Consider the following 26758-nt stretch of genomic DNA (forward strand, 5'->3'; position numbering starts at 1 on the left):
TCAATTTATTATTTAACCAAAATTATTCCTTAATTATTTTTTGAGAAATAATCAATTCTTTATCCTGAGTTACACTTAGAGTATAAGTTCCAATGATCAAATTATTAATATCAACAAATATTGTTGAAGAGTCTTTCATTTCATACTTCACTGGAATCAGTTTACCTGAAGCATCATATAAAACGACTTTGGTATTCTTTGAAAAATCCTGTTTCCCTTTAATATAAAACTCACTGTTTGCAGGATTAGGATAAATGCTGAATCTTCTTTCTGCAGCTTTTATTTCTGAGGTTCCAAGAGTAGATTTATTCAACGTCCAGCTTACATTGGTAAAGTGAACAGTGCTGTGACCAGTTACATTCACCAAAGTTGTATTATCCGTCACCGAAAAAAGTAGTGTATTATTTCCGTTATTTAATTGGCTCGGAGTTACAATTAATGAATTGCTTGTAGAAGCAAGTGGAGTTCCGTTCAATGTCCATGAATTCACCAATGTATTTGGAATTGGCAGAATTTCATTCACCGTAAATGTTACATTCGTATTCGCACTTACAGAACTGCTGTTTGCAGGGGTATAAGAATCAACCGGAGAAACCAGAGAATGGATTCTTTCAATAATTTGTTCTTTACAGACAGAACAAAATTGTCTGTCCAGATACCTCATCTCGCAGTTTTGATGCGGACGGAACCAAGACGGACTTTCTGTGTAAGGATAAACTCCAACACTATTTACACCTACCCAATTTTTCCATTTAATCGTTGCCGGATTTGAGGTCTGCGTTTTATTTGGAGATTCTCCAGAGCCGGCAAACCAATATTCATCGGCAAGCTTTCCGAATGAGTGTCCTAATTCGTGAACAACGATTTCATTCGCAGAAGCATTTAATGAAGCAAAGGCGTACGTTCCACCACATCCACCATATTCCGTAGAATTACCAAGAACATAGGTGATATCATAATCCGGAAGATTGGCTGCCAAAACCTGTGCAACTTTATTTGTAGAATTGCTGTAAATACATCGGTGAACCCCAAAATCAAACGAAGAACCCAAATAATTATTCGGATTAGAAACCGGGATTACTGGCTCTGTAACATCTGTTGCAGTCCCGGGATGTTTTACCCCCGTTTCTGCAGAAATTACTTTTATACCGTAAGCATTAAAATAATTTTTATATTCTGTATAAGGACTTTTTGTGAAAAGATAATTGATTGTAGACTGCGCCGAAGAAACAAAATTGGTCTGTTGAGTAGCCGTAAATCCGTCCCCTAAAACCGCGATATTAATTCGCTGATCATTTGACCCGCTTTGCAAAAGTGGAACTACATCGAAGACCTGAGAAAAGCAAAATGTGCTGACGAACAGGAAAAGTAAAGTTTTTTTCATGATTATAGTTTTTGGGTGAATAATAATTGGTTTCCATCGGTTGTTACTTTCTCAACTCTCACTACTTTTATTTCTTCGGAATGAGAATATCTTACACTAAATTCTGCATTTTGAAGAGAAACTTTATTTCTGCTTAATCCTTCTTCGCCAAATCTTTCTAATTCAGGATTTAGTGGATCTCCTACGATTTGTTTTACAATTTCCTTTCCGCTGGCATCATTTAAAGAAATAATAAAATCTCCTGTTTTAGCTGAATTGATATCAAAAGATGGTTTAGATTTTAATCTTCCTTCCATGATTTTTTGATCTTCCAAAACTATTTTTTCTGCTCCTGAATTATTTTTTTCAACTTTAAAAAAAAGATAAGCAATTCTGTCTTTTACGGTTGCTGGGTTCTCATTTTCAACAACTCCTTTTTCCTTTAAGTCTTTCACTTGTAAAAAATTACAAAACAGAAAGACCGGAAACATAAAAAAGATCATTACGTTTTTCATAGTTATTTTTTTGTTTAAGTTAAGAAGTTTTTGGTAAAACTTTAATATTTCGTCTGAATTTTTTCATCGTTAAGAATTAATGAAAGTCATATCTTTGACGTGATGATTTCAGAAAAAATAATTTTAGGAATAGACCCCGGAACTGCTATTATGGGTTTCGGCATTATTTCCGTTAAAAAAGGCAATATGGAGATGGTTTCGATTCATGAATTGATATTAAAAAAATATCCGAACCACGAAACCAAGCTTAAATATATCTTTGATAAAACATTGGCATTAATCGACGAATATCACCCTGATGAAGTAGCTCTAGAGGCTCCGTTCTTTGGAAAAAATGTTCAGAGTATGCTTAAATTAGGTCGTGCACAAGGTGTAGCGATGGCTGCAAGTCTGTACAGAAATATTCCGATTACAGAATATTCACCGAAAAAGATAAAAATGGCCATCACCGGAAACGGAAATGCCAGCAAAGAACAGGTTGCAGGAATGCTTCAAAGTTTATTAAAATTAAAAGAATTTCCCACAAAATATCTGGATGCATCCGATGGACTGGCGGTTGCGGTTTGCCATCACTTTAATTCAGGAACGATAAGCAGTGACAAATCTTACACGGGTTGGGACAGCTTTTTAAAACAAAATCCGGATCGCTTGAAATAAGCATCCGGATTTTTTAATTATTTTTAAGTAAAAATTATTTCTTTTTATACTCTGAGGAAGTGACAGAAAAATCGGCTGTCGGTTTTCCATTTTTGTCGTAATAAAAATATTTCAACGTAACATCATTATCGCGAAATTCCTTCATATCAGCAGATGTGTTAATGGCATTAACCGCTCCTTCTTTTGCTTCTTTTTTAAAGGTATTGATCTCTTCTTCTGTTACATTTTCTTTTACATCCTGAGTCAATGTATAATTATATTTGAAAACTCTGTTCGGTTCTGCGGAAACGCTATCAAGCCTTATTCCATCATTTAGAATCTGTGGAGTAAGCTTGTTCATACTAATTGCAGCCTCTTTTAATTCGTCATCAATTGTTTTCTCTTTATTACAAGAAATTAATAATAGGAATGAACTTAATGAAAGTACGATTAAATTTTTCATAATTAAAGATTTTGGTGATTTGATACTTAAAGATAAGATTATTTAAATTAAAAGAACCAAACAACTGAATATCATTAATTTAAAAATCATTTCTTCTTTTCGTAAACATCTTCAATATCTCTTACTTTACCGTCAAGAATATCACTATAAACGATTGAAAATTTATCTTTTGAAAGTATTTTATATTGTTCGAGCTTTTTTAGATCTGCATCAAAATAGGAAAAAGAACTTTGATTTATAGTAACCGAAATTTTATCTGAAGAACTTTTAACAGAACAATCTTTACCTGTAGCATAATTTTTAGTTAAAAATATACTTCCTTTTTCTTTTTCGAAAACAAGATTGTATTTTTTCATGCACTCATGAAGTGGATAGATCTTTTTTTCAGTTCCGTCAAGATAATTTTTCTCTACAAATTTCCATGTTCCTAAAAAATATTCCACATCGCTTTTTACTGATATTGTAGGCTTATTTTTTACTTGCTTATTTTTCTGTTGAGACTGGCAATTGGTCATCAATATGCACAGTAACAAAATACTTATAATTTTCTCCATGTCATTTGATAAAAAAAAGAAGCCCTTTAATTAAAAAGGGCTTCTGGTAATTTAGTTATTTAAAAATTTCTTAGATCCTTTTTGATCTTTATCTGAATAATTAATGATGTAAGCTCCTTTTACCAACTCTTGATTGATTTGAACTTCATTTGTTTTAGAAATTCCTTTTTGGATCAGTTTTCCACTAAGGTCATAGATCTGATAATCTCCAAATATATTGTTTCTACTTCCTACAAGCGTAAGCTTGTTATCTGCTTTTGAATACACAATTTTAGCATCTGAATTGTCTTTAACCTCAGAAGTACCTAATACGTCTAAGATCTTCACTGCATAATCTTCCATTTGCCCATACTGCAATTGAGAACAAGCCGTAAAATCAGGAAGCGCTGCTGAAGCAAATGTTGCTGCATCTACCGCAATTCTCATTCTTAAATAAGTGTTTTTTACAGCAGAAGCAGGTGGAGTAATATTATTGGTAAGCGTTACAACAGCTCCCGAAGCCATCGCAGTTGCAGAAGTATTATTCACCACCAATTCACTAGTTTCAAAAGTTCCGCTATTGTCATAATCAATCCAAACTTTTGTTCTGAATTTATCAGCTTGGCTAAATCCGTTCATATACGTCACTTTCAACGGAGTACTAGAATTTGAGTTGATATCTGTATAATATGCAGGTCTAATACAAGTTGCCGTAGAATAATCAGCGTAATAAATTGGCGCCACCTCATCAGAATCATATCCGTTTGTTGTACTGCTGATCGATGCAAAACTCACTTTATAAGGTCCAATCGCAAAGTTATTATTGGTTGGGTGAGCCGTTCCTGCAGGGTTACACTGAGCTGCAACAACAGAAACCGGAGAAGTAACAACTACAGAAGGATCTTTTCCTGCAATTGAATTCATTAGATTCTTTCTGTATTCCATCATCATTAATACCGCTCTGTCTCTTTGTCCGTCTGTAAATTTACGTTCCACATTGGTATAATTCATAATATTATATTGTGTCCCGTCGTAGTTTTGACTTGTACAAGGATCTGTAGCTGTATTATTCGGAACAGAAACACCATACATACTTCTTGAAGGTGAAGTATCACAAACTCTGTCGCCATCTGTTGCACAGTTATTATTTACAGGACAAGTGGTCTGGCTCGTATAAGAAACTCCCTGGAAAGTATGATAAAGACCAAATGCATGTCCCAACTCGTGCGTAAGCGTCGTGTCATTAGAATTTTTAATGGTAGCCACTTTCATAAAACTTTCATAGCTGTAATCATAAGCATCCGGGAACATTGCATATCCCATTAATCCGTAAGATAATTGCTGCTGACCGTCAAAACCTGTAACTACATAAATATTGAAATATGATGTTTCCGGCCAGTGCGGAGCCAATTGATTTTTAATGTCATAATCAGCAGCTCCATTATTACTTTGCATTTTTACTCCGTATGTGTCATATGATGGAAGTGTACTTCCGTTATATCTTATGATTCCTGATGTAGGCATACAGCTAGGAGATCTTTTAGCCAAAACAAGTTTAAATGGCATTACCGCTCCTCCTGTTGGCCCTGTACCTTCAGCATAGAAACCATTTCCGTATGTTGTAGCATACATTTTGTTGGCTCTGTCGATCCAGTTGATAATTTCCTGATCTGTTAAGGCTAAATTTGCGTTTGCAGTAGCCTGAGATTCAATCACGTGTACTACAACAGGAATTTCATAAACCTGTCCTGTGTATAAAGCATTCCAAGAAGTTGTTGCTCCAAATTTATTTAAACTTGATTGCTTATCGATACTTGCAAACTTAGCATCAGCTTCTTCTCTTTTTTTCTTTAAATCTGGATAACGGTTATCCATTTTCTTCATTATTACATCAAAACCACATTCTTTTTGTTGATTTTGAGAAAATGCATTAATAAAAACCATTAACGCAAAAAAACTAATAATTCTTTTCATTCTTATACTTTTTCTTATTTTATTTATTACAAAACTATGTTTTTTTTATTAAAATGCAAATTGAAAATCTCAATAAAAAGAAAGGAATTTTTATTATAATTAAATCAAAAATATAAAACTCTGATTTACAATATTTTAAATACAAAAATGATTATACTTGGTAAAACATAATACTATCTTTAACATTGGTACGATTTTTAGTATTACTTTTGTATAAATTTTCTATAATGAAAAATAATCAACAAACTATAAATCAGGTGAATCATAAGATAAATTGGTTCCAGAAGTTTCTGATGGTTTGCTCCGGAGGAAACATCCATATTCTACGAAAAACACCGAGCGAATGGAACAAGTTTGCAGGGATCGGAGGGATCGTACTTTTTACTGCTGTTTTTGCAACACTTTCGGCAGGTTATGCAATGTTTACGGTATTTGATAATATTTGGGCATCCATTGGTTTTGGAATTTTGTGGGGACTGATGATCTTCAATCTTGACCGTTACATTGTTTCCTCAATTAAAAAAACAGGAACATGGTGGAATCAGATCTTAATGGCAATTCCACGTTTGATCTTAGCAACTTTTTTGGGAATTATTATTTCTAAACCTTTAGAACTTAAAATTTTTGAAAAAGAAGTTAATAAACAATTGAATACCATTATTCAGAGAAATAAAAAACAGCTTCAAGGAGAAATGAATGGAAGAATCCTTCAACAAAGTGGTCCTTTTGAAACAGAAAAGGAACAAATCTCGGAAAAGGTTGTTCAATATCAAAAATCATATGATTCTGCTGCTGTAGAATTAGAAAAAGAGATTTTAGGAAAACAATCAGGTTTAACGAGTGGAAAAGAAGGTTTTGGGCCAAATGCAAAACGTAAACAAGAGCTTAAAGAACAGCGCAGACAGGATTTGGAAAATTATCAGAAACAAATTTCTCCGCGACTGGAATATCTGGATAAAGAGATTTCAAAAGTTTATACCAATCTAGAAACAGAACGAAAATCAACAGAAACTTTTGAAGATAAATTCAACGGTTTTGCAGCGAGACTGCAGGCTTTGGATGAATTAGGAAAAAATTCAGCCATTATCGGATTAGCAGCTGCTTTCATTATGGGACTTTTCATTTGTCTTGAAATTTCGCCTGTGTTGGTAAAGCTAATTTCAGCTGTTGGCCCTTACGATCATCTTCTGGAAAAAACTGAAAATGACTTCCGATTGTACTCCAAAGAAAAAATTGAAAAAGGAAATGCGCTCACCGATTTTAGGATAGAAGATTTTAAAGATAACCTACATAAATAGAACAACTATTTTAACACAATAACACCTTTCAGTTAACTCTGAAAGGTTTTTTATTTTAATAATCTAAATATGTAAAATATTATTTAACTTTACTCCACTAAACTTGATTATCATGAAAAACTTTACATTTGCATGCGCACTGCTTATCAGCTGTGCATTTACACCTACCTTAAAAGCCCAAGCATCAGAACCTTTTCTTGGACAAATAGCTTTCGTACCTTATAATTTTGTCCCTAAAAACTGGGCAGCATGTAACGGACAATTATTAGCAATTTCACAAAATCAGGCGCTTTTTTCTCTTTTAGGAACTCAATATGGAGGAAATGGAACAACTACTTTTGCATTACCTGATATGAGAGGAAGAATGCTTGTTCACGAAGGTCAGGCTACGGGAGGTCCTACGAATTATACCATGGGACAAACCGGCGGTTCAGAATCTGTTACCTTATTAGTAACACAAATGCCTTCTCACTCACACACCGTGAGTGCTGTAACGGCTGAAGGAAACCAAAATAGTCCAACAAACGCACTTCCTGCAGATACAAAATTATTAGATAAAGAATATTCTGATGCTACTGCCAATACTACAATGAAAAGTACAATGGTAAATCCGACAGGAGGAAATCAACCACACGAAAACAGACCACCATTCCTTACTTTGAAATGTATTATTTCGTTACAAGGAGTTTTCCCATCACAATTTTAATAGATTATGAAAGCTTTATATTTATTATGTCTTGCGCTCGGAAGCTCAGCTTTTGCGCAGACAATAACCTTTAAGGGCTGTTATAATTTATTTGATGACCAGGTTTTCACCTTTACTAAAACAGGAGTTGACACCTATGGAAAAGGCATCTATATTACAACACCTGTTGACGGACAGCCTTGTGGAGGTTTGGGAACTTGTGAATTTAAAATTCAATGGAACAATACTTTAACAAGATGGGAGTTTTTAGCAGATGAAGGAAATGGTACTTTTGCAAGTCCGAACCTTATTTATTACAACTCTACCGGAAACAGTGCTTTTGTAAATCCGCCAGCCAACACAATCGGTACTTGGGTTGAAAATACAGCAATCACAACCGGACAATGTGGAGGAAGCCTTACATCGGCAAACTCTACAATGACAGGAGATGTTCATACTTCTACCTTAGGAACATCATCAGACGTTACAAAAACAAAAATCCAGATTTTCCCTAATCCTGTATCAGAAATCATCAGTATTTCAGGTATTGAAAAAGCGGAATCTTTTCATATTTACAACATGGCTGGGCAACTGGTAGTATCAGAAGCATTCAGCAAAAAAATAAATGTATCACAATTAACTTCGGGAGTTTATTTACTAAGGATAAATACTAGAGATTCTCAAATTCATGAATTTAAGTTCGTGAAGAAATAGAAGATTAAATTTCTATTTAATTAAAGCTTTCGGAAATTCCGGAAGCTTTTTTAGTTTTAAAAATAGAGAATAGCTAAATTTTCAACAAAAATATTAGACCAAAATATTTAAGACAACAAAAAAGCCCCTATAAAATAGAGGCTTTGGATATTTTGATTTTAAAATAATTATTTAATAATCAATTTAGCAGTTTTAGTATCTTTCCCGTTAGAGATCTGAACCATATAAACTCCTTTTTCAAGGTTATGATTTACTCTGAAAGTTCCGTTACTTTCCTGTGTTAAAGTTGGAGTTGCTACTAATCTTCCTGACATATCAGAGATTGTAACGTCAAGATTTTTAGCATTTTTAGCTTTAATAAATACTTTATCTCCAGCAACACTTGGGTTAGGATAAATTACAAAGTCATTATCACTTGCTTTTACATCAGCAGTTCCTAAAGTAGTAACAAATTTTACAGTATAATCTTCTGCCTGTCCGTAAGCTAATTGTCCACATGCAGTCATTGTAGCCGGGTTGTTAGGAGCATCAGCAATAACTCTCATTCTTAAAGGCGTATTTAATACTGTTGAAGCAGGAGCAGTGAATGTAGCACTCAATAATCCTTGTCCGTTAGCATCTACAGCAACATCATTACCTGAAGCTACCAATTCTGATGTTTCAAATGTTCCGTTGTTGTTATAATCAATCCAAGCTCTAACCGATTGGTCGTTATTCACAAATCCAACCTGAATAGTTTGTTGTTGAGTAACTAATAATTCTGTAAAACTATTTGCTCTACATGTTTGTGTAGTATAATCTATATAATAAGAAGGTGCTCCAGCCCAATAACCAGCTGAAGAATTATCGATCTGACCAAGTTTAACAGAAGTTGGTCCTACCAAATAACTTCCCGGAGTAGTAACTCCCGGAGGCGTACAAGCAGCAGCAACCGGAGTTCCAGTAACAACCGGAGTTGCAGGTAAGGCTGTAGCTCCTTTTGAAGTTGTTAAGCTACTTCTGATCAACATAAATAAATCATTAATTCTATCTCCCTGACCTGAAGTAAATTTCTGAGCAACAGAGTTAGAATAATTCATCATATTGTATTGTACACCTTGATAGTTTACACCTGTACAAGGGTTAAGCTGAGAATTTGTAGGTACCGGCCATAATGTATAGCCACTTCCTGCTCTTTCAGTATCACAAACCCCATCATCATCAGTTGCACATACACCAGTAGTTGGCGGACAGAAATCAGCAGCACCAGGAACAGCATCGTAAGTTCCACCTTGGAAAGTGTGATAAAGTCCCATCGCATGTCCGAATTCGTGAGCGAAAGTAGTGTCATGAGCATTGGTAACAACGCCTGACTTCATGAACGATTCGTAGTTTGCATCAAGATTGTTCGGGAATGCTGCGAACCCCATTAAACCTGCATTAGGTGTAGGATCAGCATCAAACATACTGATTACATAAATATTAAAATAAGATGCTTCCGGCCAGTGTGGAGCCAATCCTTTGATAGCTGCTCTACTTGCACCAGTTGCGGTTGTATAAGCCATACCAGATGCATTATATCCAGCTAATGTTCCACCATCATATCTTACGATACCTGTTGTTGCATTACAGTTTGGATCTCTTTTTGCCAATACCAATTTGATAGGAAATACTTGAGCCTGTCCAAAATCAGCTGGTATACCAGCAGCCGGCCAAGCGTATGTTCCTGCATACATTTGATTTGCACGATCAAGCCATGCTTGGATCTGAGCATCAGTTTTATTATAAGTACTTCCAACTGCCGCACCAGACGGGTAAATTAAATGAACTACCACAGGTATTTCATAAACTCCATTTACCGTCTTCCCAAACGCTGAAGAAGAATTATTCTTCTTTTCAGCATGAACCTTTTGAATAATTTTATCAAAAGTCTGTCTTAATCCAGGATTAGCTTTGTCCTGTTCTTGTATTGTTTGATCAAAACCACACCATCTTTGTTGTTGTGCAGTTAATGAAACGGATAACACAAGCGCCCCATAAAGGAAAATTCTCTTCATTGTTTTCTAATTTAAACGTATTCAAATTTAATATTATTTACATAATGTTGTTACAACCCTTTAAAAATTCATTTAATTGGTTAAAACAATCAAAATATTTACAATATGTCCCCATTATTTTTGATTTGTTACACCAATATTATATTTATGTTAAAATTAATTTAAGGTGTCGTTAGTAAGTATTTGGATGTTAATGACTAATTTTAACTAAAATTCTATCAATTTAATGACTAACATCGTAAAAATTTTAAAATATGATATTAGAAGTGCAATGTTTTAATCTTAATGCAATCCTGCTTAATGTAATTAATTCATTGACTTAGTTTCTAAAGCTTGCTTCTATTGATAATTCCAACCGAAGCAATCATTAAAAACACAAAAGCCACACAAATTGTGTGGCTTTTAATTTATCTCTTAAAATTTTCTTATAAAGAATAATTCGGAGCTTCCTGAGTGATGATAACATCGTGAGGGTGAGATTCTTTCAATCCGCTTCCTGTGATCATTACCATTTTGGTGTCTGTTTGTAAAGCTTCAATATCTTTAGCACCACAATATCCCATTCCGGCTCTTAAACCTCCTGTTAATTGGAAAATTACATCTTCCAATTTTCCTTTGTGAGGAACTCTACCTTCAATTCCTTCCGGAACGAATTTCTTAGCTTCACTTTGGAAATATCTTTCTTTTCCCCCTCTCTTCATTGCAGAGAGACTTCCCATACCTTGGTAAGACTTAAATTTTCTACCTTGGAAGATAATTTCTTCTCCCGGAGCTTCATCAGTTCCAGCTAAAAGTGAACCTAACATTACTGCTCCTGCTCCACTTGCAATAGCTTTTACGATATCTCCTGAAAGTTTAATACCTCCATCAGCGATTACGGCTACATTTTTAGATTTAGCATATTCGTAAACGTTGTAAATAGCAGATAATTGAGGAACTCCAACTCCCGCAACAACTCTCGTTGTACAGATAGAGCCCGGACCAACACCTACTTTAAGAACGTTTGCTCCAGCTTTAATTAAATCTTCTGCAGCTTCAGCTGTTACGATATTTCCACCAACGATGTCTAAGTCTGGATAAGCTTCTCTGATTTGAGAGATTTTATCTAAAACACCTTTAGAATGTCCGTGAGCAGAATCAATACCAATAATATCAACACCAGCTTTTACCAATGCTGCAATCCTATCCATTGTATCTTCTCCAACACCAACTCCGGCACCTACGATAAGGCGACCTTTTTGATCTTTATTTGAGTTTGGATATTCTAATTGATTGTCGATATCTTTAATGGTAATCAAACCAACCAATTTATTTTCAGAATCTACGATTGGAAGTTTTTCAACACGGCTTTTAAGAAGAATTTCTTTTGCCTGCTCAAGGTTGGTATTTTTATCAGAAGTGATCAGATTTTCTTTCGTCATGATCTCTTCGACCTTCATATCAAGGTTTTCCTGATATTTTACGTCTCTGTTGGTAATAATTCCGATCAATACATTATTAGCATCTACAACCGGTAAACCTGAGATTTTATATCTGCTCATCGTTTCTTTAGCCTCAGCCAAAGTATGATCTTTTGAAAGGGTAACAGGATCTGAGATCATTCCGTTTTCAGAACGCTTTACACGGTTAACCTGTGCAGCCTGCTCTTCGATCGTCATGTTTTTGTGAATGAAACCTAAACCTCCGACTCTTGCCAAAGCAATAGCGAGGTCACCTTCAGTAACTGTGTCCATTGCAGCAGAAACTATCGGAACATTCAGCGTTATTTTATCGGTAAGTCTTGATTTTAATGAAACCTGGTTAGGTAAAACTTCTGAATAAGAAGGAACTAGAAGAACGTCATCGAAAGTGATGGCTGCCTCTACAATTTTGTTATGAATAGACATCTTTACTTTCTTTGCAAAATTAGGCTATTTGAACGAGATATGAAAGGGCGATTCAATAGTTTAAATAAAAATTAATAATCAATAATTTAAATGAAAAAAACCGAACTTATTAGGAACGGCCTTTCTTGTACAAAATAACTTGAATATATAAGGGTTAACTTATTCTGAATATGATGAAAACTTCATTTGCTATATCAAAAAACTATAGTTGATTATTTTTCTGCAAAAATACGCTAGAAATACATAGAAACAAGTTTTTCATTATTATTTTAATGTTAATTTAATCCTACGCGCAAAATTTTAATTAAATTCAATAAATAAAATAAAATATTTAATATCCTAAACATAAAAACCGCCCTAAAAAGAACGGTTTTCCTGTACAAAATAATTGAGTATATGAAGGGTTTTAAAAAATTTATTTATCTGTTGCAGAATTAATCATTTTTGAAATATCATCTGTGGTAAAGCTACCTTTTACATCTACAAAAACCAACTCCTTATCGGAGTTTACTGTTATCAGCATATTTTTTATGGTTTCTCCTGTTTGCTTTACTCTGATATTTACGTTATCACCATCGTGTTTTATAGTTGCCCAATCTTCGTAATTGTTGTTATTTAAATATTTAGCATAATCTTTCAACATTGCCTGGTCGCCATTTTCTACGGTCAATACTTTAATTTTAGAAACTTTTTTTACAAGCTTTACTAATTCTTCATTTCCGTCATCTTCTCTTAAAGCTTTTTTAATGAAAGGTTTAGCCAAAAACATCGGTACATTAAAACTTTCAAACTTCGCTCCTTTAAAATCATAATCAGTGTTGCTGAAAAAATCCATATCAGGTTTGCGAGAACCACCTATACATGATTGCAACACAAACATTGTAGAGGCAATTAAAAAAATGTTTTTAAAAATTTTCATGGCAATTAGATTTTTAGTTGATCGGTTTTAAGCTTCCACCTGACATTTTGCTGATATTTGAATCAATTTCAGGATTTCCTTTATATTTTACCAAACCTCCAGAAGATGCTTTCACTTTCAATTTGGTGGTAACATTTATAGAAAGATTTCCGCCTGATGTAGACTCTGCCACAACATTGTTTGATCTTAAATTTTCTGCCTTACAAAGCGCTCCACTACTTATATCAAATACCGCTGTGGCAACTTCTCCTTCAAAGCTGGTATCAGAACCGCTTGAAGCTTTCAATGCAAAGTTATTAGCATTAAGATCAGCCTTAATATTTGATCCTGAGGTTGCTTCAACATTCATTGTATTAGAGGCATTGAATTTTCCTTTAATGGTAGATCCTGAAGAAGCATCAATCGTAAGATTATTTTCATTAACAGCGTTTACTGTTGAAAAATTAGCTCCTGAAGAGGTTTTTATCTCACTCATTCTTGGAGAAGAAACATTTACACTTAAATTTTTAAATCTTAAATTTTTCACTCCTTTATTATCAATGTAAACTTTCAGAATACCGTTTTCAACTTTGGTAATTACGTATTGAAGCTTGTCAGCATCAGCAATAACTTTGATGTTGGTTGGACTTTCCTGTTTGTAAACCACATTTACACCTGTGCTTACATTAATTCCTGAAAACTCACCTACATTTCTGGCTTCACCATTCAAATACGATGGATTATTATCCGAAGTCTGAGTATTTCTCGTGTGACTTATCGTATTTGATTTCGTTTCACTTGAATTAATGATCTTATTAACATCATCCATCGACAGTTTCCCGTCCAGCATAACAAGGATATTTTCTCCTGTGTCGCTGTTGATGCTTAATAAAAGATCATCCAAAATTCCGTCTTTGGCCTCCGAAGAGAGGAACTTTATTTTCGCTCCGGAGTTATTTACAGACATTATTTCGCTGTAATTCAAATTCTTAAGATAAGAAGAAACATCTTTCCTTAATTCCGTAAGATTGTTCTGAATTTGTCTACCTTCCGGACTGTTGGCTTTCTCCGGATTTTCTGTGATCAGGACTTTTAATCCGTTGATTTTCGCCAATAACGGCTTGATCTGATCCAGTTGAGCATCGTCAATATTAAGACTGCTGAGCATTCCAAACATCGGTTTTGCTATCTTGATAGAAGTTACACCTTCTACCTCCTGATATTTTTCAAAAAGTTTATCAAATTTGTCTCCTTGCCCATAAACATTATAGAAATGGGAAAAAGCAAATGCGAATATTATCAATATTTTTTTCATGAGTCAATTTTTATTTTTACTGAGGTGATTAATGCCTGATCAGGTTCATAAATCTTTGTTTTATAGGTTAATAATCGTCGTCCATCACTTTGGGCTGTGCTAATTTTTCACTAACGTTATTTGCAAATATCTGAAATGAGTACTTAGTCACATTAATAGCTTCTTCTACATTTTCGATCTTTTTTCCGTTTACAATAACATACGAGTCTTTGTAACCTGAAGAATCTTTTTTAGAAGAATCATATTTTTTAGAAGAAGAATTGTCTACAAACTGAGGTCTTCTTTCTTTTTTCAATCTTCCTCTTTTTGGGAGAATTTGATCTAAAACATCTTTCTCTGCCACAGAATTTTCCTGAAAGATCGAATCTTTTTTCGCTGCGGGAATCGTATCGTTTACATGATTCACTGCAACCTGAGTTTGATGATCACTATTTTCTTCGATGAAATCTTTTTTCTGTTGCTTGATTTGATTTTCAACAAGTTTCGCCTGATCTTCTACATTAGATTTTTGATTATAATTAAAAATCAACCCAATTCCGAAAAGCAAAACTACACTTGCTGCCATCCAAAACCATTTCGGGAAAGAAGGTTTAGCTTTCGTTTGAAGCGGAATAATTGGAGTCTCTTTATTTTCAGATTCTCCGCCTTCTGCTTTTTGAAGGAAATCTTCAAAATCCCAGTCCATTTTTTCTTCCTTTATATTTTGGAAGACTTCGTCGTATTTATCTTGAAATTTGTCGTTGTTCATAATTCATCAGTTGTGAGATTTGTTCTTTTACTTTTTGTCTTGCTCTCATAAGATTTACTCTTACCGCATTTTCTTCCATTTCCAGCATTTCAGAAATTTCAGAAACTTCATACTCTTCTACATCTTTCAAATGGATCACCATTTTTTGTTTCTCCGGAAGTTGATTTATAAAACCTATAATGTGTTCTTTTAAATTATTCACTTCCATACTGTAAAGCTCCGATCGATGCAATTGCAGATCTGCAAACCCTTGCCTTACGTCGTGATGCTTTAGCCTGTTCAAACACTCGTTCCGGACGGCCTTCAATGCATAGGATTTTAAATTTCCAAATTGCGCCAGCTCTTCTTTTTTCTGCCAGAACTTAATCATCAGATCCTGAACCACATCTTCTGCCTCATCACTGCTCATGACGAATCTTTTCGCAAAGCGATACATCTCATTTTTGAGAATGAATACCGTATCCTTAAAAGTTTCTTGGGTCATGAGTTTTGTTTCTATTAGTAAGACAATTAAAAGTTGTATTCTATTACATCATAAATAAAAAAAACTTCAAAAATGTTGAAGTTTTAATTTATAATCGTTTAATATGTTTCAAAAACATATTTCAAAATAGCCTTATCATCGTCTGTTAAAGGCACTTTTCTTCTTGCCATTGCTTTTTCTGCAACTTCGTAAGCTTTATCTAATTTAAATTTTTCATCGCCTTTAAATCCGCCCCAAGAAAAATTCTCTATAAGATTGGGAGGAAAACCTTCTCTGAAAATATTAGAAGCAACACCGACAACGGTTCCAGTATTTAATTGAGTATTGATCGCAGTTTTAGAATGGTCACCCATAATTAAACCCGCAAACTGCAATCCTGTATCTTCAAAAGCTTTGGTTCTGTAGTTCCAAAGTTTTACGTGCCCATAATTATTTTTAAGGTTGGATGAATTTGTATCTGCCCCAAAATTACACCATTCCCCGATCACAGAATTTCCAATGAAACCGTCATGACCTTTGCTCGAATATCCAAAAATAATGATATTATTAACTTCACCACCCACTTTACATTGAGGGCCAATAGTTGTAGCTCCGTAAATTTTAGAACCTAAATGAAATTTAGAGCCTTCTCCTAATGAAATAGGTCCACGAAGATTACACCCTTCCATCACCTCAGCATTTTTACCGATGTAGATCTTCCCGGTTTTTGTATTGATTGTTGAGAACTCAACTTGCGCTCCTTCTTCTATGAACAGGTCTTTTTTATCTCCCAAAAATCCGTTAGTTGAAGAAAGTTCCTGAGAAGTTTTATCTTTTGTAAGCAATTCAAAATCAAAATCGATTGCTTTATCATTATAAGTAAATAAGTCTGTTGGTTTTTTAAAGAAAATAAGTTTTTCTTTAATATCCGTCATTTTTTCAATCTGATGAAGCGAAAAATCTTTCATATTGATCTTTGCTGCGACCAATTCGTCTTCATAAACCAAAGCTTCACCTTGTTTCAAATCCTTAATTTGTTGAATTACATTTTCAGTAGGTAAAAAATTAGTGACTAAAAAAAGACTTTCTTTTTCTTCCGGATTTTTAAATTTTTGCTGCAAATAATTTTCCGTGAAATAAGAAATTTCTGTGTTTTCTAAAATTTTCTGCCACCTTTCGGAGAAAGTAAGAATTCCGCATCGCATTTCGGCGATGGGACGGGTAAAAGTAAGCGGAAGAAAATCTTCCCAATATTGCGCATCTGAAAATACTAATTGCATTTTTTATATAAGATGTTAGAAGTTAGTCGTTAGAAATTAGTAGATGGAATAAAATCTATTATTTCATTTTTTAGTTAATTTCTACTTAATGCAAAAATACAAATAAAATTTTCCTGAATTATTTTAAATAGAGAACAAAATCTAAACTTAAATCAAACTTAACTTAAAAACTAACTTCTATTTACAAACAAAAAAGCCTTCCAATGGTCTTGGAAGGCTTTAATATTTTTTAGTAGCAAAAAATTACTTAGAGAATTTTTTGTACTTGTTCATGAACTTGTCTACTCTACCTGCAGTATCAACCAACTTCACTTTTCCTGTGTAGAAAGGGTGAGAAGTAGAAGAGATTTCCATTTTGATCAATGGGTACTCCTGTCCTTCATACTCGATAGTATCTTTAGTCTCTGCAGTAGATTTGCAAAGAAACACCTCGTCGTTACTCATATCTTTGAAAACAACAAGTCTATAATTTTCTGGGTGAATTCCGTTTTTCATAATACAATTTTTTAAAAAATTAAAGTTTTGCTTTCGAAATAGTAATGGTATTTCTCTGCTAATTTTAGGGTGCAAAAATACAATATTTTTTCTAATTTCCAAATACTCGTTCAATATTTTTTTCTTGATAAGAAAATTAAAGTATTTTCGTTAAATTTGAAATCTATTTAAACTTTAATTTCGATGAAATTCAAATTATTACTGGCTTTTTCTTTTTGGATGCTTCTCATTGCGGTATCTTGTAACAAAGATGACATCAATTTTGATGCTCCTTCACAGCAACTTAGCTTTTCAAGAGATACTGTATTCTGTGATACGGTTTATCACCAGGTTCGTTCTGAAACCTATGCTGTAAAAGTATATAATAATGAAGATAAGGATATTTTGATCCCAAGAATCAACCTTGAAAAAGGAGCAACCTCTTTATATAAAATAAATGTAGACGGAAAATCCGGATATGATTTTAAAGATGTTCCGCTAAGAAAAAACGACAGTTTATACATTTTCGTTGAAATTGCTCCTGAGGCAACAGGTCCGGAAGCGATTGCTGAAGATAAAGTAATTTTCACAAGTCCGGCAGGTCAGCAACACGTTACTTTATTCTCTGTGGTTCAGGATGCTGAGTTTTTTATTCAGACACCTTCCAACCCGAATGTTATCAGCAGCAATACAACATGGAATAATGATAAGGCTAAAATTATTTACGGAGACCTTACCGTTAATCCTAGTGTAGTATTGAATATTCAGGCCGGAACTAAAGTTTATTTCCACAAAAACAGCGGAATGAAAGTGTCTACAGGATCTACTTTAAATATTAATGGAACCTTAGACAAGGAAGTTATTCTTCGAGGAGACAGAAATGATCCTTATTATGACACGATTCCTAAAAACTGGAACTCTATCAGAATGGCAGCCAATTCTACCCTTAATATGAACCATGCAAGACTTTTCGGAGGAAACAGAGGTTTAGATATGAGACAGACCAACGCAACGATAAGCAATTCTTTCATTCATACTTTCCAGGAATATGGAATATATGCTGTTGCTTCTACGGTAAATGCTAAAAATTTAGTCATGAACAACTGTGGAGAATCTTGTATTGGAATCTTCAAAGGCGGAAATCATACGTACACTCATGCTACAATTGCTAATTATTCTCAAGTTCTATCTTCAATGAACAGAAACGGAATTTTCGCAACTAATGAATGGAAAAACGATGCTGGACAAACCGAACAAGGCGCATTACAACAACTTAATATCAGAAATAGTATTGTCTATTCTGACAGAGATAATTCTGTGAGTTTTGAGCAGACACCGGGACAACAGTTTAATTTTATCGTTCAAAGCAGTTTGTTGAAATATTCAGGAACAACTGAAGCAGGGTTTCCTTTTGACAGCAATCCAAGTGTAATTCAAAGTTATAAAAATGAAGATCCTCAGTTTGTAAATTATTTTACGGCTCATCTTAATTTGAGAGTAAAACCGACTTCTTTCGCGAGAGGAAAAGGAAATACAACCATTGCAGGAACCGTTCCTACAGACATTGTTAACGTATCAAGAACGACTAGTCCAACACTTGGAGCTTATCAATAATGGAAATTACACATCTGCAGCAGCAAGTTGACGAATGGATAAAAACAATTGGCGTCCGTTATTTCAATGAGCTGACCAACATGGCAATGCTGACCGAAGAAGTAGGTGAAGTTGCCAGAATTATCGCCAGAAGATATGGCGAACAAAGTGAAAAAGAAAGCGATAAAAGCAAAGATCTTGGTGAAGAATTAGCAGATGTATTGTTTGTAACTTTATGCCTCGCCAATCAAACCGGAGTTAATCTGCAGGAAGCTTTCGATAAAAAAATGAAGATAAAAACTGATCGCGATAAAGACCGTCATCAGAATAATGAAAAATTAAAATAATGCAGGAAGATGGAGGATGGAAGCTGGAAGTTTAGCGCAATACAAACTTCCCGCTTCCCGCCTCTAGCTTCCTAACTTTAAGAAGAACAATGAAGAAGCTAGAAAAATCAAAATTAATCGGAGATAAAACAGTACAAATCAGCGGTTCGAAAAGTATTTCGAATCGTTTGTTGATTTTAGAAAGTCTGTTTAAAAATATAAAAATCGGGAATTTATCCAATTCTCAAGACACCCAATTGCTAAAAAAAGCGTTGTCTGAAACTACGGAAATTGTAGACATTCACCATGCAGGAACGGCAATGCGTTTTCTTACGTCTTATTATTCTATCGCCGAAGGAAAAACCACAATTCTTACGGGTTCAAAAAGAATGAAGGAAAGACCTATAAAGAATTTGGTAAGCGCTCTTCAGGATCTCGGAGTAGAAATTGAATACATGGAAAATGAAGGTTTTCCGCCTTTAAAAATTACAGGAAAAAAAATCACTCAAACGCAGGTTAATGTTCCTGCCAATATTTCAAGTCAGTTCATCACCTCTCTTTTGCTTATCGCAGGAAAATTGGAAAATGGATTAGAAATTAATCTTGTAGGTGAAGTTACTTCAAGGTCTTACATTGAAATGACGCTAGATATTTTAACAAAAATCGGAATTAAAAACAGCTTTGTTGGCAATGTAATAAAAGTCGAACCATTTATCAACGATCATTCATCAATGATCAATTATGAGGTTGAAAGTGACTGGAGTTCCGCGTCTTACTTCTACTCTATCTGCGCATTAGGAAGAGAAAAAATTCATCTGAAAAGTTTTTACAAAGAATCAACTCAGGGAGATTCTGCGATTGCAAAAATCTATGAAAAGTTTTTTGGAATTAAAACAATTTTCTCAGAAGATGAACACAAACTTACTCTTCAACCAGATCCTAATTTTTCTTTTCCTGAGAAGATTATTTTAGATATGAATAATTGTCCGGACATCGCACAAACTCTTTGTGTAACGGCGGCGGCATTAAAAATTCCATTTGAGATTTCAGGGTTGGGAACTTTGAAAGTAAAAGAAACCGATCGACTTTCAGCTTTACATATCGAATTGAAAAAACTGGGAACAGAAACTGAAATTACAGATTTAACCATTAAATCAATCAGCTTCAACGAGCCGGAGGAAAATATTTCTATTAAAACGTACCAAGATCACAGAATGGCCATGAGTTTTGCACCGTTTTGTCTGATCAAAGAATTAAATATTGGAGAGGAAGATGTTGTAGAAAAATCTTATCCGATGTTTTGGGAGGATTTAGAAACTATTTTAGAATAATTTTGAAGAGCGAATAAGAGGTTTAAACTATGAATATTCAATCTAATACGTTTTATAAAATTAATAAGATTACAAAAACATTCATTATTGTTATTTTAATGAGCTGTATTTTGATTAATCTTTTTGATATTATTAGATATTATGAATTTCTAAACCTCAAACTTCCTTTCATCATTCTAATTTTGTCAATTTTCACCATAAGTTTGTATTATGAAAATTATTTTACAACGTTTTTACTGATAATTTTCAATACATTATTTTGGTATTATACAATAGCAGAAAGAAAAGACTTATCTTGGTATTATAATCCTATTAATCATTATGATATGGTTTTAAAAAGCTTTGCTAATCTTTTTAGCGTTTTCTTTAGGTCTATAATATATAAAATAGTTTCTCCTTTGGCCTTGCTAAACAACCTGTTAATCTGGATTATCATTATTCCTTTTAGAATCTATAAATTTTATTTACAAAAAAATGTCACAACATAAAACTATAATCATCACAGGAACCTCATCAGGAATCGGTTTCGTTTTAGCCGAACATTTTGGAAAAAAAGGTCATAAAGTCTACGGTTTAAGCCGAAAACATACGGAAAGTAAATATTTTAAATCAATTCCGACCGATGTTACGGATAACGACGCCGTTCAAAATGCGATTGCAGAAGTGTTGAAAACTGAGACAAGAATCGACGTTTTGATCAACAATGCCGGAATGGGAATGGTTGGCGCTGTGGAAGATTCTACAAAAGAAGATATTTTAAAATTATTCAATTTAAATCTTGTCGGAGCGGTACAAATGATGACTGCCGTTATGCCGAAAATGCGTGAAAACAAATTCGGGCAAATCATCAATGTTTCCAGTATTGGAAGTGAAATGGGACTTCCTTTCCGTGGATTTTATTCTGCTTCAAAATCTGCTTTGGACAAAGTAACCGAAGCTATGAGATACGAAGTTTATCCTTGGAACGTCAATGTTTGTTCGCTTCATTTGGGTGATATAAAAACCAATATTGCAGAAAACAGAGTGAAAACAAAAGTTTCTCAGCCTTACAAAAACGTCTTTGACAAAGTGTATGCTCTAATGAACTCTCACGTAGGCGACGGAACCGAACCTTTGGAAGTTGCAGAATACGTTGAAAATCTTTTAGGAAAAAATAAATGGAAAGCTCATTATTATTTTGGTAAATTCGGGCAGAAAATTGGAGTTCCGTTAAAATGGATTCTTCCTCAGGGAACTTATGAGAATTTAATGAAGAAATATAATAAACTGGACTAGTTTCAGTTTTACAAAAAGTTGAAGTTATTTCTAAAAATATTTTTTATTCTGTTTTGCGTTTTTACACAAGCGCAAAAGAAGCATTATTTTCTAATCGATTCTGAAACTAAAGTCAAAAAAAAGGTTAGAGATTCCGTATCTGCGGTAAAATTTCTGGATTCTCTGGCTCAAAACAATTATTTTTTCACTGAATTAAAAGAGGTTAAAGCAAAAGGCGACAGCACCGAAATATTTTACAATAAAGGAAAAAACTTCAACGAAACGTACGTCAACCTTTCAGATTCTATTACGCAGAAATTAAAAATTCAGAAAGATTTTTTTACTAAAAATTTAGATTCAACCAAAAAAGTTCTCAACAAAAGATATATTGATGACGGATATTCTTTCAGCAGAATTAAGTCTAAATATAAAGGTCAGAAAAACGGCTATCCGATCGTAGAATTAGACATTAATAAAAATGATAAACGAACTATCGATGGCTTTGTCGTAAAAAATTATGTAAGAGTTCCGAAAAGATTTATGAAAAACCTTGAAAAAGAATTCAAAGGCAAAACATACGATGATAAAAATCTTTTAGCGATTAATAAAACCTTTCAGGGGCATCCTTTTTTGAGTTTAGAACGGCAGCCACAGACTTTGTTTACAAAAGATTCTACCCAGATTTATCTATTCATGGAAAAGAAAAAAACCAACACTTTTGACGGAGTTATTGGTTTTGGAAATGATAAAACAGATAAATTTACGCTAAACGGAACCTTGAATGTCAATTTTAAAAACATGTTCAACGGTTTTGAAACCGTTAATTTATACTGGCAGAGAAACCCTGATAAAGGGCAAAACTTCGATTTACAAACCGATATTCCTTATCTTTTCAATTCTAATGTAGGTTTAAATATGAAGGTGAATATCTTCAGACAGGATTCTACTTTTGCGAATGTAAAGGCGCTTCCCGCTTTCTATTATCACATAAATAACCGAAATAAAATCGGTCTTCGAGGAACTTTTGAAAGCTCAAGTATTATCGATACTTTATATGTTCAGGGGAAAGATTATAACAAAAAAGGGATCGGAATCTGGTTTGAAATGGTGGAACCAACTGACGTTGATCTTTTCCTTTACAAAACTAAAATCAGTGCCGGATATGATTATCTGACAACAACTTACACCAAAGATAATATTAAAGCTCCACAAAATCAATTCTACTTTTTCGGGGAACATAATTATAATATCAACGGAAATCATTTCCTGAATATAAAGGCAGAAGGAGCCATGATGGACTCAAAAGTTGAGTTCTCCGCCAACGAATTGTATCGTTTCGGAGGCTGGAATTCCATGCGGGGATTCAATGAAAATTCCCTCGCCGCAGATTTCTATTATTACGGAAGTTTAGAATATCGATATTTAATTGGAAATCAAGCATTTTTCGACGTCTTTGGGCAGTATGGACAGCTCAATAATAAATCCTTGAACGTCAAACCTAAGCTTTACAGTGTCGGGCTTGGTTTCAATTTCTTCATTCCGATCGGATTGATGAGTTTCCAGCTGTCGAATGGTAACGAATTTGGAAATCCGTTTAAGTTTAATGATATAAAAATCCACTGGGGAATTTTGAGTAGATTCTAAGATTAAAAATATCCTTTAACCTATTAATAATACTATTTAAAATAAAGCAAAAACTCTGATATAAACAGCTTTTTTCGCTTTATCCTTTCGTTAATTTTTCTATTGTCTCTTATTGAAATCGTATTTTTATCGTAATGCAGGATTAAAATTTAAGTAACAGTACACCGCTAAATTTGCTCTCAAAAAAAATGAAGAAGACTTTAGCTACTTTTGCGATTTTTTTACTCCCCCTCTATTTAACCGCCCAAGAGATCAACATTTCAGGAAATGTAAAATCCGAAAATGGCTCTACGATCTCTGGTGTAAATATCACTGATAAAAACTCAGGAAAATCGGTAACCTCCGATCAAAACGGTAATTTTACCATCACAGCCAACCCAAAAGATATTCTTGAATTTTATTCTCCGGAATTTTCTAGTTATTCCATTGAAGTTTCTTCTAAAAGAAATTATTCAGTTGTCTTAAAAAAGGTAGGTGAAAAGCAAATCGAAGGCGTTGTAATTACCGCTCTGGGTATTGCAAAGAAGAAAGAAAAAATTGGTTATTCCACTCAGGAAGTCGGAACAAAACAATTCGAATCTATTACAACACCAAGCATTGGAAATCTGTTTTCAGGGCAGGTTGCCGGATTAAATGTTTCCAATCCAACAGGAATGCAACAGGCTCCGGAATTTACGCTAAGAGGAAATTCTAATTTGGTTTTTGTGATTGATGGAGTAATCGTTGAAAAAGAAGTTTTTCAAAATTTAGATCCAAATAATATTGAAAATATCAATGTTCTGAAAGGAGCTCCCGCTTCTGCATTATACGGTTCACGAGGAAGATACGGAGCTGTTTTAATCACAACAAAAAGTGCTAAAAAGAAAGGCTTCACGGTTGAGTTCTCTCAGAACACAATGGTCACAGGCGGATTTACAAATCTTCCAAAAACTCAGACAGAATACGGAAACGGTTCTCACGGACAATATGAATTCTGGGATGGCGCGGACGGCGGTGTGAATGACGGAGATATGATTTGGGGTCCAAAATTTGTTCCGGGAACTAAAATTGCACAATGGAACAGCCCGATTCGAGATAAAGTAACGGGACAGACAATTCCGTGGTATGGAGCCGTGACGGGAACACAGTACAATGATAAATCTAGATATGAAAGAGTTCCTATCGATTGGGAATATCATGATAATCTTTCTACATTTTTAAAGCCTGCGGTTATCAATAATAACAGTTTTTCAGTAAGCTATAAAAATAATAAAGATACGTACAGACTTTCCGGAAATTTCATGAATTATGATGACCGAGTTCCGGAAGCTTACCTGCAACGTTATGGAATTAATTTCTCTTCAGAAAATCACTTGGGAGATAAATTGATCTTTGATACGAAGTTTAATTTTAATCAAACCTTTACTCCAAATATTCCGAATTACGACTACAACCCAAGTGGTCACATGTACACGATCCTTATCTGGATGGGTGGTGACGTAGACGGAAGAGATCTTAAAAATCACATGTGGATTCCCGGAAAAGAAGGAACTGCACAAGCCAACTGGAACTACGCTTGGTACAACAACCCGTGGTTCGGAGCCGAATATTATAAAAATAAAAACAGGACTGATGTTATCAATGCGCAGACCGGTTTAGAATATAAAGCCACACAAGATTTCTCAGTAAAAGGTAAAATATCTATTGTTGAAAATCACAATAAGCAGGAAATTTTAAGTCCGTATTCTTATTTCAATTACAGCGCACCGAGAAGTGGTGGTTATATTTTGAATGATACCAAAACCTGGAACCTCAACTCTGATGTTTTAGCAACTTATAAAAAGAAAATTTCAGACAATTTTGATTTCACGATCAATGCCGGAGGTTCTACTTTTTATTATAAAAATGATGTTGACAATGCTTCAACAGACGGTTTGAAAGTTCCTGAACAATATACATTAGACAACTCCGTAGGTTCTGTAAAGTATTACGATTATTTAAAGGAAAAATTAATTTACAGTGTCTATTCTACGATCGATGTAGGTTTGTATAATGCTTTTTTCATCAACGTTTCAGGACGTAATGATTGGTCTTCCACGTTGCCAAAAGCCAACAGATCATACTTCTATCCGTCTGCTTCATTAAGTGCAGTGATTTCGAATTTGGTTAAAATGCCGGAATCTATTAATTTATTAAAATTATCCGCTTCATGGGCAAAAGTAGCGTATGATTTTCAGCCTTACTCTATCAGAAACTATTATCTGAATAACAGCGGAGTTACCTACAACGGAAATCCTACGTATTATTACCCGACAACCTTAAACTATGAAAATTCTTTAAAGCCTGAACAGACAAAATCTTATGAATTAGGCTTAACAGCAGGTTTATTTAATAACAGAATTACACTAGACGCAACGTATTTTAGAACGTTAGATTATAATAATATTCTTCAGTTCCCGAGTGCGCAGTCATCAGGTTTCACTTCGCAATATGTAAATGGAAATGAATATACTACAAAAGGTGTTGAAATTTCATTAGGATTAGTTCCTATTAAAACCGCCAATTTCACTTGGAAATCTTTGATCAACTGGAGTAAATACGAGCAAAAACTAACTTCCATTTATGGAGATATGCCGAATTACAACAACATCAAACTTGGCGAAAGAATGGATAGTTATTATGACCTCACATGGCAAAAATCTCCGGACGGGAAAGTGATTTTAGATGCAGAAACAGGGATGCCGACAAGAGCAAATACACCAACCAACTTAGGCCATTTCGGTCCGGATTGGACCTTTGGTTTCAACAACACATTCAAATATAAAAAATTTACTTTAAACATTGGAATCGATGGAAGTATCGGCGGTGTGATGAGATCTCAGGTAGTCGAAAAAATGTGGTGGGGCGGAAAACATCCGAATTCTACAGCGTACAGAGATCAGGAATATGCTAATCCGGGAACGTATTATTTTGTTCCAGATGGAGTAAATTACAACGCAGCAACAGGAACTTATACTCCACATACAAAAGCGATCAGCTTCCAGGATTGGGCACAGAATTATCCTTACCAAGCAAGAGTAACCGAGGATGAAAGTGAATTATTTGCTAACGTTTTCGACAGAACTTTTGTGAAATTGAGATCAATCGTTCTGGAATATGATTTCTCTTCTTTGCTTAATCCAAAAGGGATGGTAAAAGGTTTCACAGCCAACATTTCTGCGTACAACCTTGCAATGTGGAAAAAATCTAAAAATTTATACTCTGATCCTGATTTCCAGATCAAAACAGGGAATGATATTCAGGATCCGTCAAGCAGATGGTTCGGAGTTGGATTTAATCTTAAATTTTAA

General features: G+C 34.2%; 23 protein-coding genes. 10 read left to right on the plus strand and 13 right to left on the minus strand.

The features are described 5' to 3' along the window. Nucleotides 1-22: 22 nt before the first annotated feature. Both SB689_RS19390 and SB689_RS19395 read right to left on the minus strand, forming a co-directional pair. Complete coding sequence (locus SB689_RS19390) at nucleotides 23-1384, minus strand: M64 family metallopeptidase (protein ID WP_410693731.1); 1362 nt, start codon at nucleotides 1382-1384, stop codon at nucleotides 23-25. Between the two features lie 2 nt (nucleotides 1385-1386). After that, nucleotides 1387-1878, minus strand: a complete 492-nt coding sequence (locus SB689_RS19395; RefSeq protein ID WP_410693732.1) for a hypothetical protein — start codon at nucleotides 1876-1878, stop codon at nucleotides 1387-1389. Between the two features lie 102 nt (nucleotides 1879-1980). Here SB689_RS19395 and ruvC point away from each other — a divergent pair, with 102 nt between their 5' ends. Next, nucleotides 1981-2535, plus strand: a complete 555-nt coding sequence (ruvC, locus tag SB689_RS19400; protein WP_072411035.1) for a crossover junction endodeoxyribonuclease RuvC — start codon at nucleotides 1981-1983, stop codon at nucleotides 2533-2535. Between the two features lie 34 nt (nucleotides 2536-2569). On the opposite strand, the gene SB689_RS19405 is transcribed toward ruvC, so the two are convergent. From SB689_RS19405 to SB689_RS19415, 3 genes are all read right to left on the minus strand, one after another. Then, a complete protein-coding gene (locus SB689_RS19405) occupies nucleotides 2570-2977 on the minus strand; it encodes a hypothetical protein (protein ID WP_410693733.1) in 408 nt (135 codons plus the stop codon). 86 nt (nucleotides 2978-3063) lie between these two features. Further along, nucleotides 3064-3531, minus strand: a complete 468-nt coding sequence (locus tag SB689_RS19410) for a DUF6705 family protein (RefSeq protein ID WP_410693734.1) — start codon at nucleotides 3529-3531, stop codon at nucleotides 3064-3066. A gap of 51 nt (nucleotides 3532-3582) precedes the next feature. Then, entirely contained in the window at nucleotides 3583-5484 is a 1902-nt protein-coding gene (locus tag SB689_RS19415; protein WP_410693735.1) for a zinc-dependent metalloprotease, read from the minus strand. Nucleotides 5485-5711: 227 nt separating this feature from the next. On the opposite strand from SB689_RS19415, the gene SB689_RS19420 reads away from it, so the two are divergent. From SB689_RS19420 to SB689_RS19430, 3 genes are all read left to right on the plus strand, one after another. After that, nucleotides 5712-6782 carry a DUF4407 domain-containing protein gene (locus SB689_RS19420; RefSeq protein WP_410693736.1) on the plus strand — a complete coding sequence of 357 codons (1071 nt, stop codon included), beginning with the start codon at nucleotides 5712-5714 and terminating at the stop codon, nucleotides 6780-6782. Nucleotides 6783-6894: 112 nt separating this feature from the next. Next, nucleotides 6895-7488 (plus strand): phage tail protein, encoded by a 594-nt coding sequence (locus SB689_RS19425; protein ID WP_410693737.1) that lies wholly within the window; start codon nucleotides 6895-6897, stop codon nucleotides 7486-7488. 6 nt (nucleotides 7489-7494) lie between these two features. Continuing rightward, nucleotides 7495-8181: a T9SS type A sorting domain-containing protein gene (locus SB689_RS19430; RefSeq protein WP_410693738.1), complete on the plus strand. Its 687-nt coding sequence runs from the start codon at nucleotides 7495-7497 to the stop codon at nucleotides 8179-8181. 167 nt (nucleotides 8182-8348) lie between these two features. Here SB689_RS19430 and SB689_RS19435 read toward each other — a convergent pair whose 3' ends face one another. From SB689_RS19435 to SB689_RS19470, 8 genes are all read right to left on the minus strand, one after another. After that, nucleotides 8349-10217 (minus strand): GEVED domain-containing protein, encoded by a 1869-nt coding sequence (locus SB689_RS19435; RefSeq protein WP_410693739.1) that lies wholly within the window; start codon nucleotides 10215-10217, stop codon nucleotides 8349-8351. Nucleotides 10218-10642: 425 nt separating this feature from the next. Further along, the gene (gene guaB / locus SB689_RS19440; RefSeq protein ID WP_410693740.1) at nucleotides 10643-12103 is read right to left on the minus strand and encodes an IMP dehydrogenase; all 1461 of its coding nucleotides are present in this window, start codon (nucleotides 12101-12103) and stop codon (nucleotides 10643-10645) included. A gap of 415 nt (nucleotides 12104-12518) precedes the next feature. Beyond that, a complete protein-coding gene (locus tag SB689_RS19445) occupies nucleotides 12519-13022 on the minus strand; it encodes a DUF4252 domain-containing protein (RefSeq protein ID WP_410693741.1) in 504 nt (167 codons plus the stop codon). Nucleotides 13023-13035: 13 nt separating this feature from the next. After that, nucleotides 13036-14316: a DUF4252 domain-containing protein gene (locus SB689_RS19450; RefSeq protein WP_410693742.1), complete on the minus strand. Its 1281-nt coding sequence runs from the start codon at nucleotides 14314-14316 to the stop codon at nucleotides 13036-13038. 67 nt (nucleotides 14317-14383) lie between these two features. Continuing rightward, complete coding sequence (locus SB689_RS19455) at nucleotides 14384-15064, minus strand: hypothetical protein (RefSeq protein ID WP_410693743.1); 681 nt, start codon at nucleotides 15062-15064, stop codon at nucleotides 14384-14386. Beyond that, complete coding sequence (locus tag SB689_RS19460; protein ID WP_066754654.1) at nucleotides 15039-15548, minus strand: RNA polymerase sigma factor; 510 nt, start codon at nucleotides 15546-15548, stop codon at nucleotides 15039-15041. Before SB689_RS19460 ends, SB689_RS19455 begins: the two co-directional genes overlap by 26 nt. Nucleotides 15549-15646: 98 nt before the next feature. Beyond that, nucleotides 15647-16807 carry a GlmU family protein gene (locus tag SB689_RS19465; protein WP_410693744.1) on the minus strand — a complete coding sequence of 387 codons (1161 nt, stop codon included), beginning with the start codon at nucleotides 16805-16807 and terminating at the stop codon, nucleotides 15647-15649. 243 nt (nucleotides 16808-17050) lie between these two features. Next, on the minus strand, nucleotides 17051-17302 hold the full coding sequence (locus SB689_RS19470) for a type B 50S ribosomal protein L31 (RefSeq protein ID WP_123981131.1): 252 nt from the start codon (nucleotides 17300-17302) through the stop codon (nucleotides 17051-17053). Between the two features lie 183 nt (nucleotides 17303-17485). Between SB689_RS19470 and SB689_RS19475 the strand changes: the two genes are divergently transcribed. From SB689_RS19475 to SB689_RS19500, 6 genes are all read left to right on the plus strand, one after another. Next, the gene (locus SB689_RS19475; RefSeq protein WP_410693745.1) at nucleotides 17486-18895 is read left to right on the plus strand and encodes a hypothetical protein; all 1410 of its coding nucleotides are present in this window, start codon (nucleotides 17486-17488) and stop codon (nucleotides 18893-18895) included. After that, nucleotides 18895-19221 carry a nucleotide pyrophosphohydrolase gene (locus SB689_RS19480; protein ID WP_047488591.1) on the plus strand — a complete coding sequence of 109 codons (327 nt, stop codon included), beginning with the start codon at nucleotides 18895-18897 and terminating at the stop codon, nucleotides 19219-19221. Before SB689_RS19475 ends, SB689_RS19480 begins: the two co-directional genes overlap by 1 nt. Before the next feature lie 89 nt (nucleotides 19222-19310). Further along, nucleotides 19311-20531 carry a 3-phosphoshikimate 1-carboxyvinyltransferase gene (locus SB689_RS19485; RefSeq protein WP_410693746.1) on the plus strand — a complete coding sequence of 407 codons (1221 nt, stop codon included), beginning with the start codon at nucleotides 19311-19313 and terminating at the stop codon, nucleotides 20529-20531. Nucleotides 20532-21005: 474 nt separating this feature from the next. After that, nucleotides 21006-21806, plus strand: coding sequence for an SDR family oxidoreductase (locus tag SB689_RS19490; RefSeq protein ID WP_410693747.1), 801 nt, complete (start codon nucleotides 21006-21008; stop codon nucleotides 21804-21806). A gap of 18 nt (nucleotides 21807-21824) precedes the next feature. After that, nucleotides 21825-23429 (plus strand): hypothetical protein, encoded by a 1605-nt coding sequence (locus SB689_RS19495; protein WP_410693748.1) that lies wholly within the window; start codon nucleotides 21825-21827, stop codon nucleotides 23427-23429. A 188-nt stretch (nucleotides 23430-23617) separates the two neighbouring features. Further along, nucleotides 23618-26758 (plus strand): SusC/RagA family TonB-linked outer membrane protein, encoded by a 3141-nt coding sequence (locus SB689_RS19500; RefSeq protein ID WP_410693749.1) that lies wholly within the window; start codon nucleotides 23618-23620, stop codon nucleotides 26756-26758.

This window comes from Chryseobacterium sp. SIMBA_038 (genome assembly GCF_046535115.1).
Classification (GTDB): Bacteria; Bacteroidota; Bacteroidia; order Flavobacteriales; family Weeksellaceae; genus Chryseobacterium.